This window comes from Vibrio sp. 03_296, assembly GCF_002265885.1.
Map to the genome: position 1 here is coordinate 41,231 of NZ_NPKW01000144.1, position 14,307 is coordinate 55,537.

Here is a 14,307-nt window from a genome sequence, read left to right on the forward strand (position 1 = left end):
GATGACTGCTACGTTATCAGCCAATGAGCATATCGACACCGTAGGGCAAGCGCGAACAGAAGAAACCATACGTAATAACTGGGGAATCGAAGCCGTGGTTTACGCTGGCCAACAATTCCATAAAAAATCGTCCAGCTCGCAGCTTAGGCATGCATTAGGGGTAAGTCATGCCTACCTGAGTGACATGGAGATGAGAGAAGCGGCAGACTATCTTGGCCTCAAAAGCCAACTCACCACGCTGTATACTCAAGCGCTCGATACTTTGCCACTTCCCGCCCTTATCGAGCATGACCATGGCTGGAAAGTGATTACCCAAGTCAGCGAAGGGGGTTGGACATTTTATGATCCCTCGACACAACAGTTGCAAACACAAGCTTTGTCGACAAACCCATCTCAGCGAGAGCACAAAGTTATGCTGCTCGCCGATGAGCAGCTCACTAGCAAAGAGGTCAAATTTGGTCTGAGCTGGTTTGCGCCTTCGATTCTGCGGCAAAAGAGCCAACTGCGTGATGTGTTTCTTTACGCCATCGCGTTACAGGTGTTTGCACTCGTTAGCCCAATGTTGTTTGAAAATGTCATCGACAAGGTGCTGGTTGGGCGCAGTTTATCCAGCTTGCACGTGCTGGCGCTGGCGATGTTGGCATTGGCCGTTGCCGAGCCAGCATACAGCTACTTACGAAACACGGTATTTGGCCACCTTGCCAGCCAAGTAAATGCCGAGCTTTCAGGTCGGCTTTATCGCCACTTAGTCGGCCTGCCATTAACCTATTTTAAGCAACGTCAAACCGGCCAAATCATTGCCCGGGTACGTGAAATGGCGCAGATCCGTCAGTTTTTGACGGGTTCGACATTGATGCTGCTGCTTGATCTGATTTTTGTCACCGTCTTCCTTGCCGTGATGTTTCATTACGCCAGTACGCTCACTTGGTTGGTGATTGGCTCCTTGGTGATTTACTTTGTACTGTGGCTCATTGCAGGGCCGCTGATCCGCAAAAAAGTGGAATCGGAGTACGAGTCCGACGCTAACGCAACCACGTTTTTGACCGAGGCTGTGACTGGCATTGAAACCATCAAAACCACGGCCACAGAACATCGCTTTCTTGAACAGTGGCAACGTATTCTGAGCCAACAATTAAACCGAAGCTTTGACGCGCAAAAATTGGGGTTGGTTGCCGGGCAAGCCATCGCTTTGGTGCAGAAGCTCACCGCCGCGCTACTGCTTTGGTGGGGCGTGAGCGCAGTACTTAAAGGGGAGATCACACCCGGTCAATTAGTCGCATTCAACATGCTTGCTGGCCATGTAACGCAACCTGTCTTACGACTGGCACAAATTTGGCAAGATTTTCAGCACACGCTCATCGCCTTAAGACGCGTGGGCGATATTCTCGATGAACCAAGAGAGAACAGTAAACAAGGTTTAGCCTCAGTCCCCGAGCTTGAAGGCGGCATTGAGTTTAGTAACATTCGTTTTCGCTATCACGAGGATGCACCAGAAGTGCTGGCCAATTTGTCCCTCAAGATTCAACCTGGGCAGTTTATCGGTGTCACTGGACCTTCAGGCTCAGGAAAAAGCACGCTCACTCGTTTGCTACAGCGCTTATACGTTCCACAACATGGACAAGTTTTGGTCGATGGAATGGATCTCGCGATTGCCGACCCCGTTTCTCTGCGTCGCAACATGAGCGTGGTATTGCAAGAGAGTATCCTCTTTTCCGGCAGTGTGGCGGACAACATTCGTTTGTGTAAACCACAAGCCAGCGACGAAGATATTCGCCACGCCGCTCAGTTAGCAGGCGCGTTAGAATTTATTGAAGGGCTTCCTCACGGTTTTAACCAGCCAGTGGGTGAAAAAGGCGCGGCACTGTCTGGTGGTCAAAGACAGCGTATTGCTTTGGCAAGAGCCCTACTGGTGGACCCGAGAATCTTGCTGCTCGATGAAGCAACCTCCGCGCTAGACTACAACTCTGAAGCGGCAATCATGAGCAATATGGACGAAATTTGCCGTGGCCGAACGGTGATCAGTATTGCGCATCGACTCAACACCATTCGTCATGCCGACAATATTTTTGTGCTCGATAAAGGCCAAGTAGCCGAAAGTGGTACACATGATGAGTTAGTTGCCCAGCAAGGCTTATACGCTAAGCTTTGGAAGCAGCAAGTGGGCGAATAGCCTCTCGCCTAGACAATCAACTCTCACCTACACCCTAAGTTTTCTCTTGGGGTGTTTTTTTCGGCATTGTTCACTCCGAAGCCTATCGACGACATCGTCCAGAGCTATTTATTGGAAATGATCTGGGACGGAGAGAAAATCGCCGAAGTTAACGAAGTGAATCATATCGATATTTAGCCGTAACGCTCGACTTTGGCTACATCCGAATTCCGCCATCCACTTCCAGCACTCGTCCTGTAATGTATTCGTTTTCGAAAATAAACTTCACCGTGTGTGCAATTTCGCTGGCTTCACCCATTCGCCCCACGGGGATCATTTTCTCTAGTCTGGCGATCGCCTCGGGTTTCATCTGATCCGCCATGGCGGTGTGAATCACACCGGGCGCGATGGCCGCAGCGCGTATGCCGTAACGTGCTAGCTCTTTGGCCCAAGTGGTGGCCAACGTCGCCACCGCGGCTTTCGATGCCGAATAGTTGGTTTGACCAATATTGCCCGCGCGGGACACGCTGGAAATGTTGATGATGACCCCTTTGCGTCCGGTTTCAATCATTTTGACCGCCGCTTCACGCCCGCACAAAAACGTGCCAGTGAGGTTGACTTTGATCACCGAGTTAAACTGCTCCAGTGACATTTTGCTGATGTTGCCGTCTTGCACTTTCACTAACATGCCATCGCGCAATATTCCCGCGTTGTTGACCAGCCCATCAAGCTGTCCAAAATCTTCGACGATCTGCTCAAAGGTACGTTCCACTTCCCCTTCATCCGTCACGTTCATTGGATAAATCAGCGCTTTGGTGCCGAGCATGTGGCATTGATCCTGAGTATGACGTAGCCCTTCTTCGTTTAAATCCAGCAACGCCAGCTCAGCGCCTGCGTGTGCAAGGGTCACCGCCATCATTTGTCCTAACCCTTGCCCAGCCCCTGTAATCGCAATCACACTCTCTTTTAGATGCATTTTGATTCCCTCAATCGATAAAACAAATCACCGTTCTTTTAACCCACTTACTCATTGTTATTCTTGGCATAAAATTCAAATAGGCTCGAGAAATCCAACTCCTCATTTCCTGCAGCGTTGTGAAACGCGTAGAGATTGCGTGCCAACGCCCCCATCGGCACCGAAGATTGGCTCTTCGCTGCGGCATCCAATCCCAAACCGAGATCTTTGAGCATTAGTTTACTCATAAAGCCGGGCTGATAACCGCGGCTGGCGGGGGCGTTTTCCATCACGCCCGGACACGGATTGTAAAGCTCCAATGCCCAGTTTCGCCCAGAGCTTTGCAGCATGATGTTGGAAAGCACAGTCGGATCGAGACCGTTATCAATGCCGAGGTTTAACGCCTCACACGTCCCAGACATGAGGATGCCCAGCATCAGGTTGTTGCAGATTTTGCCCATCTGCCCATCACCCGCTTGGCCTGCGTGGAAGATATTTTTACCCATATCTTTGAGAATGGTTTCGGCGCGAGCAAACGCGTTGTTAGAGCCGCCAACGATAAAGGTCAACGTGGCCGCATGAGCACCCGCGACACCACCGGAAACTGGCGCATCCACAAAATCCAAACCTCGTTTGGCCGCCTCTTCCCCAACCAATCGAGCCGATTGCGGATCAATGGTCGATGAGTCGATGAGTAAGCTGTTTTCGGCCACCAGATCCAACAGTCCTTTGTCGCCTTGGTGGGTGCCAAGATAGACACTGCGAACATGCTCACCTGCGGGCAACATGGTGATGATGCAACTCACGCCTTGGGCAAGCTCTTCAAGGTTTGCGCACACGCTCGCTCCTTGCTGTGCCAGCTTCTCACAAGCGGCTTTGTTGAGATCAAACACCTTGACCTGATGGCCTGCTTTAAGCAGATTTTCCGCCATTGGCGCGCCCATATTACCTAGTCCGATAAAGCCGATGTTTTGCATAACGTTCTCCATGTTCTTGCCCTTGGCTTTCACTCTACGCGTGCTGCATTCTCAGCCTGTTTACAATGCCTGATTAGCAAGGCTTTGAGTGAGGTGCTTTGTGCGTTACGAGCGACTAATATTTCCCCAGTCGCGCCAGTGGGTGAGCGTCTTCCGACCACAATGAGGTAAACAGCGCGTCAATGACGCTGCTGTCCACATCAGCCACGGTTGGGTAAAGCCAATTCGGTTGGCCATCTTTGTCGACCAGACGCGCTCGGACCCCTTCTTGAAACTCACCAAGCAACCCACACTGTACCGAGATGCCAAGCTCAAGACGAAAGCAATCCGCCAGTGACAATTCGTGATAGTCTCGCGCTTGGCGATAGCAAATGTGTGCGGTAATTGGGCTACCTTGCGCCAAGTTATCTTGCGCTTTTTTCAACCAATCACTGTCGCTTTGCAAGGCGAGGAGGTTCTCTACCACTTGCGTGATACTTTCTCCTTCCATCGCATGTTGGATCTGATCGAAAAAAGGCATCAATTGATACGCAGGGCGATGCTTCAACGCGTGCTCCGCCAAGTTTTCCAAAAGCTCGGTCACCACTTCGTAGTGATCCTCTGCGCTCGACCAATGCGCGTGTTGCAGTTGATCCATCAGCACATCCAGTTCTTCTGGCAGCAGTAAATGATCGGCAAAGTGAATCTTCAACGCATCGCTGGCGTTAACCATGACGCCCGTCAACGCGAGAAACAGGCCAATCCCCGGATCGAGACGATTGAGGAACCAAGTACCACCCACATCTGGGTATAGACCGATGCTGATTTCCGGCATCGCCAAACGCGAGTGCGGTGTCACGACTTTGTGGCTAGTGCCCATATACAGCCCCATGCCACCCCCCATCACAATGCCCGCCCCCCAGCCAATGATTGGCTTGGTGTACGTATGGATAAGGTAGTCACACTGGTATTCCAAAGTGAAATAGTCGGTCAGAAAGGCGCGAGCCGTCGCTTTGCTTTCGCTGCTCATCACGTGATGCATGGCTCTTACATCGCCACCCGCACAGAATGCTTTTTCACCCGCCCCTTTGAGGATCACACAAATGATTTGCTCGTCTTCGTGCCATTTTTCCAGTGAGGTTTTTAATGCAGCCAACATCTCTTCGCTCAGCGCATTGAGGGCTGATGTATTTTCGAGTGTGGCAACGGCGATGCGATAATCGCCTTCGCTACAAGGGTATTCTTCAAAGCTGACTCGGCCTGTCATAGTGCCTCCTATTCAGCGTGACTACTGATTCTTCCATTGTGGTGCGCGTTTCTCGAGGAACGCTTGCACCCCTTCTTGCTGATCTTGCGTATCGAACAACTGAATGAACAGTTCGCGCTCACGTATCAGCCCCATCGACAGTGGCGCTTGGCGCGTATTCTGAATCAGCTTTTTACAAGCCGATACCGAACTGGGGGACTGATTGGCCACTTGCTGCGCCAACGCTTGTGCTGCGCTCAGCGCTTCCCCTTTGACCACCACTTCTTCGACCAATCCGATGCTCAGCGCTTTTTCCGCACTCACTTGCTCACCACATAAGATGATGCGCTTGGCCCACCCTTCGCCGACCAAGGCCGTTAAATTTTGTGTACCCCCCGCACAAGGCAGCAGCCCCACTTTCGCCTCTGGTAAGGCGAGCGCCGCCTGCTCTTCGGCAATGCGAATATCACAAGCCAGCGCAACTTCGAGCCCACCGCCCATGGCATAACCGTTAATGGCCGCTATAGAAACGCCGCGAAAAGCAGAAAGTGTCTCGAACGCTTCACCGAAAATACGCGCCATGTCCACCGCGACGCCCTTGTCTCCCGAAGCGAATAATTTAAGATCGGCCCCTGCTGAGAAAAACTTTTCACCGTCCCCTGTCAGCACTAAGGCGTAAATCGCCTTGTTGTCATTCAGTGCTAACACCGTCTTTTTTAGCTCTATCAGAGAGTTTGCCGTCCATGTATTGGCAGGAGGATTGACCATGGTGATCGTCGCCACATGGCCATTGAGGGAGAGTGAAATCCCATTTTCACTCGGTGGAATTATCTCAGACATTCCTTTTCTCCTTAGATTCCTAGCCGCTAGAGCAGATTGGATTGCTGTGACAACAAACGACGAGCCACAATCAAACGCATAATTTCATTGGTGCCTTCCAAAATTTGGTGCACGCGTACATCGCGGAAAAATCGCTCCAAAGGGTACTCCTTGATATAGCCATAGCCGCCATGCAGTTGCAGCGCATCATCGCAGACCTTAAATCCGACATCCGTGGCAAAGCGTTTGGCCATCGCACAATACGCTGTCGCATCCGGGTCGCCCTTATCCAGTTTGCTGGCTGCAAAACGCACCAGTTGTCTTGCGGCAACCAACTCTGTCGCCATATCCGCCAAACGAAATTGCACTGTCTGGAACTCGGCGAGCGTGTGGCCAAATTGTTTTCGCTCTTGAACATATTGCGTGGCCAAGTTCAGCGCCTGTTGCGCGGTCCCTACCGAGCAGGTCGCGATGTTAATACGACCGCCATCAAGCCCTTTCATGGCGAAGTGAAAACCTTCGCCTTCTTCGCCTAAACGGTGATTGAGCGGAATTCGCACGTTATCAAAAGTAATAGAACGGGTTGGCTGACTATTCCAGCCCATTTTCGGTTCTTTTCGTCCATAGCTGACTCCTTGTGCATCCGCCGGAACCACAAACGCTGAGACCCCTTTAGCCCCTTCCCCTCCTGTGCGCGCCATCACAACCAACATTTGCGTTTCACCCGCCCCTGAAATAAACGCTTTCGCGCCATTAATCCGATATTCATCTCCTTGGCGCACGGCGGTGGTTTTCAATGATGCAGCGTCAGAGCCCGAGTTGGGCTCGGTCAAACAATAGGAGCCAAGCAAAGTACCTGAGTTAAGCCCTTGGCAGTAAAGCGATTTCACTTCCTGCGTGGCAAAACTGCCCACCATCCAGTTGACCATGTTATGAATAGTCATAAAGGCGGTGGTGGACGTGCACCCCATCGACAATTGTTCAAAAATGATCGCCGCATCTAACCGACTCATGCCCAATCCACCCTGTTCTTCCGGTGCATATAGGCTGAGAAAACCAAGCTCTCCGGCCTCTTTGAGCACTTCAACAGGGAAAAACTGCGTCTCATCCCACACTGCCGCATTGGGCATTAATTTCTCTTGGGCGAACTGCGCTGCGGTGTCAGCAAAGGCGCGTTGGTCTTCATTGAGTTCAAAATCCATCTTTCTTTTCCTCATTCCTCAAGGCGTTCATTGGGCGCTAACGCAGTTGAATGGTCATATTTGGCCCGCTAGGCAGATCTTCTTCAAACCAACGCGCGGTCACCGTTTTGGTCTCGGTATAAAAACGCACCGCCTGCTTGCCGTAAGCATGCAAATCACCGTAAAAACTGCCACGCCAGCCGGTAAATGAGAAGAAAGGCAGTGGTACTGGGATTGGCACATTGATGCCCACTTGCCCCACTTGAATCTGATGTTGGAATTTTCTCGCCGCCGCGCCATTGGCGGTGAAAATCGAGGTGCCATTGCCATACGGATTGCGGTTAATCAGTGCAATCGCCTCTTCCAAGCTATCCACTTCCAGACACACCAGCACCGGACCAAAGATCTCTTGCTGATAGATGCTCATCTCGGTGGTAACGCCACTAAACAACGTTGGGCCAACCCAGTTGCCGTTGGGGTATCCCGCCACTTGGCACTGACTGCCATCGAGCTCACACACCGCGCCTTGCGCTTTGCCTTCCGCAATCAAGCCCAATACTCGCTGCTTAGCGGTAGCGCTGATCAACGGTCCGTAACCGGCGTTGGCATCGTCCCACGCACCGGGTTTGACTTTGGCCAACTCCGCTTTGAGATCCGCCACCCAATGTTTGGCATCGCCGACCAACACCGCCACGGAGATCGCCATACAGCGTTGCCCTGCGGCCCCGACCGAGGCACCAACTAAGTTACTGAGTACCTGTGCTTTATTGGCGTCAGCCATCACCACCATATGGTTTTTCGCCCCAGCAAACGCCTGCACACGCTTGAAGTTTTGCGTGGCGGTTTGGTAGATGTATCGCGCGGTCGGCACCGAGCCAACAAACGAAACGGCACGCACATCAGGATGCGTGAGAAGAAAGTCGACCTGCGCTTTACCCCCATGCACGATCTGCAACACCCCATCCGGCGCACCAGCATCGGCAAACAGTTGCGCTAAGCGCACCGACGTCAGCGGCACCTGTTCAGAAGGTTTCAGTACAAACGTATTGCCACTGGCAATCGCAATTGGAAACATCCACAACGGGATCATGGCAGGAAAATTAAACGGCGTAATACCACAGCACACGCCCAACGGTTGGATGAGCGAGTAGCTGTCGATATCAGTGGCCACATTTTCCACCGTCTCTCCCATCATATTGCTGGCAATATTGGCCGCTTGTTCCACCACTTCTATCCCTCGCCACACATCGCCTTTGGCATCGGCAAGGGTTTTGCCCGTTTCTTGAGAGAGCAATTGCGCCAGTGCCTCGTGATTTTCTTTGAGCAAGTGCTGATAACGCAACATCAATCTGGCCCGCTCTGAAACCGCGACCTCTTTCCACGATTGGAATGCTTCACTGGCAGTGGCAATTGCACTGGTCATTTCTGCTGGCGTGGCGCAAGGAAGACGCGCAATCACCTCGCCGGTGGCGGGGTTGGTCACATCAATCCATTCGTTGCTCTGAGATTCAACAAACGAACCTTGGATAAAAAGAGGTACTGATTGGGTCATGTTGGCTTTCCTTCTCACTTTTTTCATCGCTGCTTAGCGCTTTACTAAACCGGAATTTCGATGCCAATCGCGGTGGCCTCTCCGCCCCCAATGCACAGTGCAGCCACACCTTTGACGCTGCGACGGCACTTAGCGTCACCATTGGTACCCAACGCTTGTAACTGACGCAAGCTGTGAATCAAAGTGACTAGAATTCGGGCACCACTGGCACCAATAGGGTGGCCTAACGCACAGGCGCCCCCTTTGATGTTGACTTTGTCTGCGGCCAAGCCGAGCTGCTGGATGGCAATTTGTGTCACGACGGCAAACGCTTCGTTGATCTCCCACAAATCCACCTCGTCGATTCCCCAATCGAGCTGGCTTAGCAGTTGCTCAATCGCGTAAACCGGCGCGACGGTAAACTCGGCAGGCAAGCGAGCATGGCTTGCGTGGCCGCGAATGATCGCCAGTGGCGTTAAGCCTTGCTTCTCGGCCCAATCACCGTCGGCCAATATCAGCGCCGCTGCGCCATCCGCAATTGCGCTGGAATTGGCGGCGGTCACCGTACCGGCTTCGGCAAACGCAGATTTTAGTTTGGGAATTTTGTCGAACTGAATAGTGGTTGGATGCTCATCATGAGCCAGCGTCATGCTGCTGCGCCCTTCGAGAAAAATTGGGGTAATTTCCTCTTTGAACTGTGCCTCTTGCTGCGCCTGAAGCGCACGCTGAGCCGATTGAATGGCCCAAGCATCCATCTGATCTCGAGTGTAATTGAGTTTGTCAGCGATTTGCTGCGCATAAACGCCCATCAAATGGCCTTCATAGGCATCTTGCAATCCATCCAGAAACATATGGTCGAAGGTGGTTTTATGCCCCATTCGCATACCGCTGCGCGACTCTTTCAATAGGTAAGGGGCGTTGGTCATGCTCTCCATACCCCCTGCAATCATGCAGCACTTATCACCCGCTTTGAGCTGATCATAGGCCAACATCACCGCTTTCATCCCAGAGCCACACACTTTATTGACTGTGGTACAAGGGGTGGAATAACCCAATTCGGCTTTCAGCACCGCTTGCCGTGCAGGGGCTTGACCACACCCTGCGGGCAATACGCACCCCATATACACTTCATCCACTTGTTGCGCGGACAACGAAACGGCATCCATTGCTGCGTGAATCGCGGCAGCGCCTAATTGCGGTGCACTCAGCGTGGACAACGCCCCTTGGAATCGCCCTATCGGGGTACGTTTTGCTGCCACTATCCAAATCGATTTCGCCATATTTGCTCCCTGCCGCGAGAAACACGTTTTACTCAAATTCGCTCTGGCGGCTTTCTTGACGTTTACGTAAGCATAGCACTAACATTTACGTAAACGTAAAGAAGCATTTTTTTAACATTGGCAATTTTCATGAACACCTCGCGTACCTGCAGTGGCTCCTCAACATCGCGTAAATACCTCTAAGGGGGTCTGAAATGGAAACGTTTAAAATCAGCGAACTGGCAAAAGAGTTCGACATCACGACGCGCAGTATCCGTTTCTATGAGGACGTTGGCTTGTTGCAACCGGAGCGCAAAGGCAACACCCGAATCTATCAGCGCCGTGATAAAACGCGGCTGAAATTGATTTTGCGAGGGAAAAGACTCGGCTTTTCATTGGCGGAAATACGTGAACTGTTTGAACTGTATGATTTACGCCAAAGCGAAACTCAATTGGTCAAAATGCTCAATATTATTGATGAGAAACAAGCGATTTTGCAGCGGCAGCTCGATGACATTAGCGTGGTTATGAGCGAGCTTGATGCAGCCAAACAGCGCTGCCAACAAGCCCTGATTGAGATCGAGCAAAACGCTAAGCGGGCATGACGATATGCCCCAACCAAACAGAAATTAAGTTGTAGGAACGCCCACATGGCTGCTCAGGAGGCGCTATGAAAGATAGGTTTCAACCCCTCAATTTCGGACTTGGCGAAACCATCGATCTGCTCAGAGAGCAGGTCAATGCCTTTGCTAACGAACATATTGCGCCACTGGCGGCAGACATTGATCGCGCCAACCACTTCCCCGAGCATTTGTGGACTAAGCTGGGTGCAATGGGATTGCACGGCGTCACAGTCAGTGAAGAATATGGCGGCGCAGAGATGGGTTATCTCGCTCACGTCGTTGCGATGGAAGAGATCAGTCGCGCCTCCGCTTCAGTCGCACTTAGCTACGGTGCCCACTCCAACTTGTGCATTAACCAAATCTACCGTAACGGCAACGCGCAGCAAAAAGCCAAATACCTTCCCGCATTGATCAATGGCGAGCACATTGGCGCGCTCGCCATGAGCGAGGCCAACTCCGGCTCAGATGTGGTGAGCATGCAGTTGAAAGCAAAAGAGAAAGGCGATCATTTCGTGCTCAACGGCAGCAAAATGTGGATCACCAACGGTCCCGACGCGCACACATTGGTGGTGTACGCCAAAACCCATCCCAAAGCGGAGGCTCATGGCATTACTGCGTTTATTATTGAACGCGCTTTCCCGGGGTTTCACTCCGCTCAGAAGCTCGACAAATTGGGCATGCGCGGCTCAAACACCAGCGAACTGGTGTTCGAAGATTGCCTTGTTCCCAAAGAGAACGTGTTGGGTGAACTGAACCACGGCGTGCAGGTATTAATGAGTGGTTTGGACTACGAACGCGTGGTGTTGGCCGGAGGGCCTCTCGGTATTATGCGCAGCTGTTTGGATGCGGTGATTCCATATATTCACGATCGTAAGCAGTTTGGCCAGCCGATTGGCGAGTTCCAATTAGTGCAAGGCAAATTGGCGGACATGTATACCCAAATGAACGCGGCGCGCAGTTACGTCTATACCGTCGCGGCCGCATGCGATCGCGGAGAAGTGACACGCAAAGACGCTGCGGGCGTGATCCTTTACAGCGCCGAATTGGCCACTCGAATGGCGCTGGATGCCATTCAACTGCTTGGCGGCAATGGTTACGTCAACGAATTCCCCACCGGCCGCCTGCTGCGCGACGCCAAGCTTTACGAAATCGGCGCCGGGACTTCGGAAATCCGCCGCATGCTCATCGGCAGAGAGCTGTTTAATGAATCTCGCTAATTTCAGCGAGGCGAAGTGACGCCCGCTAAGGAAAGAAGATGGCTGTTTTACCAACCAAAGCTCGCAAAGAAGACGCGCTCTACCAGTCGAACTACAAAACCCTTGCCGAGCTTGTGCATCGGATGAAGGCGAATATCAATTTAGTGAAGCAAGGAGGGGGCAGCAAAGCGCAGCAGCGTCAGCGAGAAAAAGGCAAGTTACCGGTTCGTGAGCGGATCGTAAAGCTGCTTGACGAGAACACCTCACTACTTGAAATCGGCCAATTTGCCGCGTGGAATGTCTATGACGAACCCATCGCCTGTGCGGGCGTGGTGGCGGGCATTGGTCAGATTCAGGGCATCGAATGCATGGTGATCGCCAACGATCCATCGGTCAAAGGCGGCACCTATTTCCCACTCACGGTAAAAAAACACCTCCGAGCGCAAGAGATCGCGATGAAATGTCAGTTGCCTTGCGTCTATCTAGTGGACTCCGGCGGGGCGAACCTGCCTCACCAAGCGGAAGTCTTTCCCGACAAAGATCACTTTGGGCGAATTTTCTACAATCAAGCTCGCATGTCGGCCGCTGGCATTCCTCAAATTGCCGTTGTCCTTGGCCCATGCACCGCGGGTGGCGCTTACATCCCCGCCATGGCGGATGTGTCCATCATTGTTCGCCAACAAGGCACGATATTTTTAGGTGGCCCACCGCTGGTCAAGGCCGCAACAGGTGAGATTGTCAGCGAAGAAGAGCTGGGCGGCGCAGACGTGCATTGCAAAAAATCGGGCGTGGCGGATTATTACGCCCTGGATGAGCAACACGCCCTGCAACTGGCTCGCCAAGCCATCGAAAGTTGCAACGCCCCCTCTCTACCACGCGCGCCGAAACCCGCTCTTGAACCACGTTACCCTGCCGATGAGATCTACGGCATTGTCAATGCGAACTTGCGGCTCTCCTTTGATGTTCGTGAAGTGATTGCCAGAATGGTTGATGACTCCGACTTTGACGAATTTAAAGCGATGTACGGCCCTTCTTTAGTGTGTGGTTTTGCGAACTTACTGGGTTTCCCGATCGGAATTGTGGCCAACAACGGCATTCTTTTCTCTGAATCGGCGCAAAAAGGCGCACATTTCATCGAGTTGTGCGCAAAACGCAAAATTCCACTACTCTTTTTACAGAACATCACTGGCTTTATGGTGGGAAAAAAAGTCGAAGCAGAGGGCATTGCGAAGCACGGTGCCAAACTCGTGATGGCGGTGGCGTGCGCCGATGTGCCTAAATTTACCGTGATCATCGGCGGCTCCTATGGTGCAGGCAATTACGGCATGTGTGGTAGGGCGTATGACCCCACTATGTTGTGGATGTGGCCCAACGCCCGTATTTCGGTCATGGGCGGCGAGCAAGCGGCAGGGGTGCTCACACAAGTGCGTCGTGACGTAAAAGCACGCCAAGGGGAACACTGGCCAGAGCAAGATGAACACGATTATCGTCAGTCGATTCTTGAACTCTACGAAAGCCAAGGTAATCCCTATTACGCCAGTGCGCGAATGTGGGATGACGGCATCATCGATCCCGTCGAGACTCGCGCCATCGTTGGTCGTGCATTACGCGCAAGCTTGAATGCGCCGATTGGTGACAGTGAGTTTGGTATTTTCCGCATGTAACATGTAAATAGTGACAAATTGGAGAGTTAACCCATGGTTAGTCAGGCGTTATTGGCCAGTATGGATGAGCAAGGGGTTGCCACGTTAACCCTTAATCGGCTTGAAAAGCACAATGCCTTTGATGCCGAGCTGATCCGCGCATTGATTGAAGCACTGGAGACCTTCGCTTCAAACGCTCAGTTGCGGGTTTTGATTCTCAACGCCAACGGGCCACACTTTTCAGCAGGAGCCGATCTCAACTGGATGCGTGCCATGGCAGAGCAAGACGAAGCAACTAATCTTGAAGATGCAAAACGCTTGGCCAAGTTGATGCAAACCCTCGACCACTTCCCTGCTCCTACCATCGCCAGTGTTCAAGGTGCGGCTTTTGGTGGTGCGCTTGGGTTGATTTGTTGTTGCGATATCGCCATCGCCACCGCGGAAAGCCGTTTCTGTTTGAGTGAAGTAAAATTGGGGTTGATTCCTGCCACCATTGGGCCGTATGTCTGCCGAAGTTTGGGACAACGACATGCTCGACGTTACATGATCAGTGCCGAAACCTTTGATGCCCATAACGCATTGGAAATGGGCTTGGTACACATTGTGGTCAACAACGAGACACAACTGCCCCAGACCACACAATCGATGGCCCAGCGCCTTTTGCACAACAGTCCAAAAGCCATGCATGCAAGTCAAACAGCTCTGCCAAGATTGCGCATCCATGTCCATCGAATCGGCGTTGATCGACA

The 14,307-nt window shown here is 52.2% G+C and carries 12 protein-coding genes; 5 read left to right on the plus strand and 7 right to left on the minus strand.

All coding sequences use genetic code 11. From position 1 onward, the window contains the following. Position 1 precedes the first annotated feature (1 nt). Positions 2–2,170, plus strand: coding sequence for a type I secretion system permease/ATPase (locus CIK04_RS19160; protein WP_097352312.1), 2,169 nt, complete (start codon positions 2–4; stop codon positions 2,168–2,170). 196 nt (positions 2,171–2,366) lie between these two features. Here the strand turns inward: CIK04_RS19160 and CIK04_RS19170 are convergent, their stop codons facing one another. The 7 genes from CIK04_RS19170 to CIK04_RS19200 form a co-directional block, all read right to left on the minus strand. Then, on the minus strand, positions 2,367–3,125 hold the full coding sequence (locus CIK04_RS19170; protein ID WP_011081439.1) for an SDR family oxidoreductase: 759 nt from the start codon (positions 3,123–3,125) through the stop codon (positions 2,367–2,369). Positions 3,126–3,172: 47 nt separating this feature from the next. Continuing rightward, on the minus strand, positions 3,173–4,081 hold the full coding sequence (gene mmsB / locus CIK04_RS19175) for a 3-hydroxyisobutyrate dehydrogenase (RefSeq protein WP_039546717.1): 909 nt from the start codon (positions 4,079–4,081) through the stop codon (positions 3,173–3,175). 115 nt (positions 4,082–4,196) lie between these two features. Continuing rightward, positions 4,197–5,327, minus strand: a complete 1,131-nt coding sequence (locus CIK04_RS19180) for an enoyl-CoA hydratase/isomerase family protein (protein WP_097352311.1) — start codon at positions 5,325–5,327, stop codon at positions 4,197–4,199. Between the two features lie 21 nt (positions 5,328–5,348). Then, entirely contained in the window at positions 5,349–6,146 is a 798-nt protein-coding gene (locus CIK04_RS19185; protein ID WP_097352310.1) for an enoyl-CoA hydratase, read from the minus strand. A 26-nt stretch (positions 6,147–6,172) separates the two neighbouring features. Next, positions 6,173–7,327 carry an acyl-CoA dehydrogenase family protein gene (locus CIK04_RS19190; protein ID WP_097352309.1) on the minus strand — a complete coding sequence of 385 codons (1,155 nt, stop codon included), beginning with the start codon at positions 7,325–7,327 and terminating at the stop codon, positions 6,173–6,175. Positions 7,328–7,364: 37 nt separating this feature from the next. Further along, positions 7,365–8,858 carry a CoA-acylating methylmalonate-semialdehyde dehydrogenase gene (locus CIK04_RS19195; protein WP_097352308.1) on the minus strand — a complete coding sequence of 498 codons (1,494 nt, stop codon included), beginning with the start codon at positions 8,856–8,858 and terminating at the stop codon, positions 7,365–7,367. Positions 8,859–8,902: 44 nt separating this feature from the next. Then, a complete protein-coding gene (locus tag CIK04_RS19200) occupies positions 8,903–10,117 on the minus strand; it encodes a thiolase family protein (protein WP_094866617.1) in 1,215 nt (404 codons plus the stop codon). A 194-nt stretch (positions 10,118–10,311) separates the two neighbouring features. On the opposite strand from CIK04_RS19200, the gene CIK04_RS19205 reads away from it, so the two are divergent. The 4 genes from CIK04_RS19205 to CIK04_RS19220 all read left to right on the plus strand — a co-directional run. Next, a complete protein-coding gene (locus CIK04_RS19205; protein ID WP_015728056.1) occupies positions 10,312–10,701 on the plus strand; it encodes a MerR family DNA-binding transcriptional regulator in 390 nt (129 codons plus the stop codon). Positions 10,702–10,766: 65 nt separating this feature from the next. Next, entirely contained in the window at positions 10,767–11,936 is a 1,170-nt protein-coding gene (locus CIK04_RS19210; protein ID WP_097352307.1) for an isovaleryl-CoA dehydrogenase, read from the plus strand. A 38-nt stretch (positions 11,937–11,974) separates the two neighbouring features. Beyond that, the gene (locus tag CIK04_RS19215; RefSeq protein ID WP_097352306.1) at positions 11,975–13,579 is read left to right on the plus strand and encodes a carboxyl transferase domain-containing protein; all 1,605 of its coding nucleotides are present in this window, start codon (positions 11,975–11,977) and stop codon (positions 13,577–13,579) included. A 33-nt stretch (positions 13,580–13,612) separates the two neighbouring features. Next, positions 13,613–14,307, plus strand: a 695-nt coding sequence (locus tag CIK04_RS19220; protein WP_325205727.1) for an enoyl-CoA hydratase-related protein, incomplete at its 3' end; no start/stop codon positions are given.

Coding starts and splice junctions, on each gene's coding strand:
- CIK04_RS19160 (WP_097352312.1), top strand. CDS start 2: ATGACTGCTACGTTATCAGCCAATGAGCATATCGACACCGTAGGGCAA.
- CIK04_RS19170 (WP_011081439.1), bottom strand. CDS start 3,125: ATGCATCTAAAAGAGAGTGTGATTGCGATTACAGGGGCTGGGCAAGGG.
- mmsB (WP_039546717.1), bottom strand. CDS start 4,081: ATGCAAAACATCGGCTTTATCGGACTAGGTAATATGGGCGCGCCAATG.
- CIK04_RS19180 (WP_097352311.1), bottom strand. CDS start 5,327: ATGACAGGCCGAGTCAGCTTTGAAGAATACCCTTGTAGCGAAGGCGAT.
- CIK04_RS19185 (WP_097352310.1), bottom strand. CDS start 6,146: ATGTCTGAGATAATTCCACCGAGTGAAAATGGGATTTCACTCTCCCTC.
- CIK04_RS19190 (WP_097352309.1), bottom strand. CDS start 7,327: ATGGATTTTGAACTCAATGAAGACCAACGCGCCTTTGCTGACACCGCA.
- CIK04_RS19195 (WP_097352308.1), bottom strand. CDS start 8,858: ATGACCCAATCAGTACCTCTTTTTATCCAAGGTTCGTTTGTTGAATCT.
- CIK04_RS19200 (WP_094866617.1), bottom strand. CDS start 10,117: ATGGCGAAATCGATTTGGATAGTGGCAGCAAAACGTACCCCGATAGGG.
- CIK04_RS19205 (WP_015728056.1), top strand. CDS start 10,312: ATGGAAACGTTTAAAATCAGCGAACTGGCAAAAGAGTTCGACATCACG.
- CIK04_RS19210 (WP_097352307.1), top strand. CDS start 10,767: ATGAAAGATAGGTTTCAACCCCTCAATTTCGGACTTGGCGAAACCATC.
- CIK04_RS19215 (WP_097352306.1), top strand. CDS start 11,975: ATGGCTGTTTTACCAACCAAAGCTCGCAAAGAAGACGCGCTCTACCAG.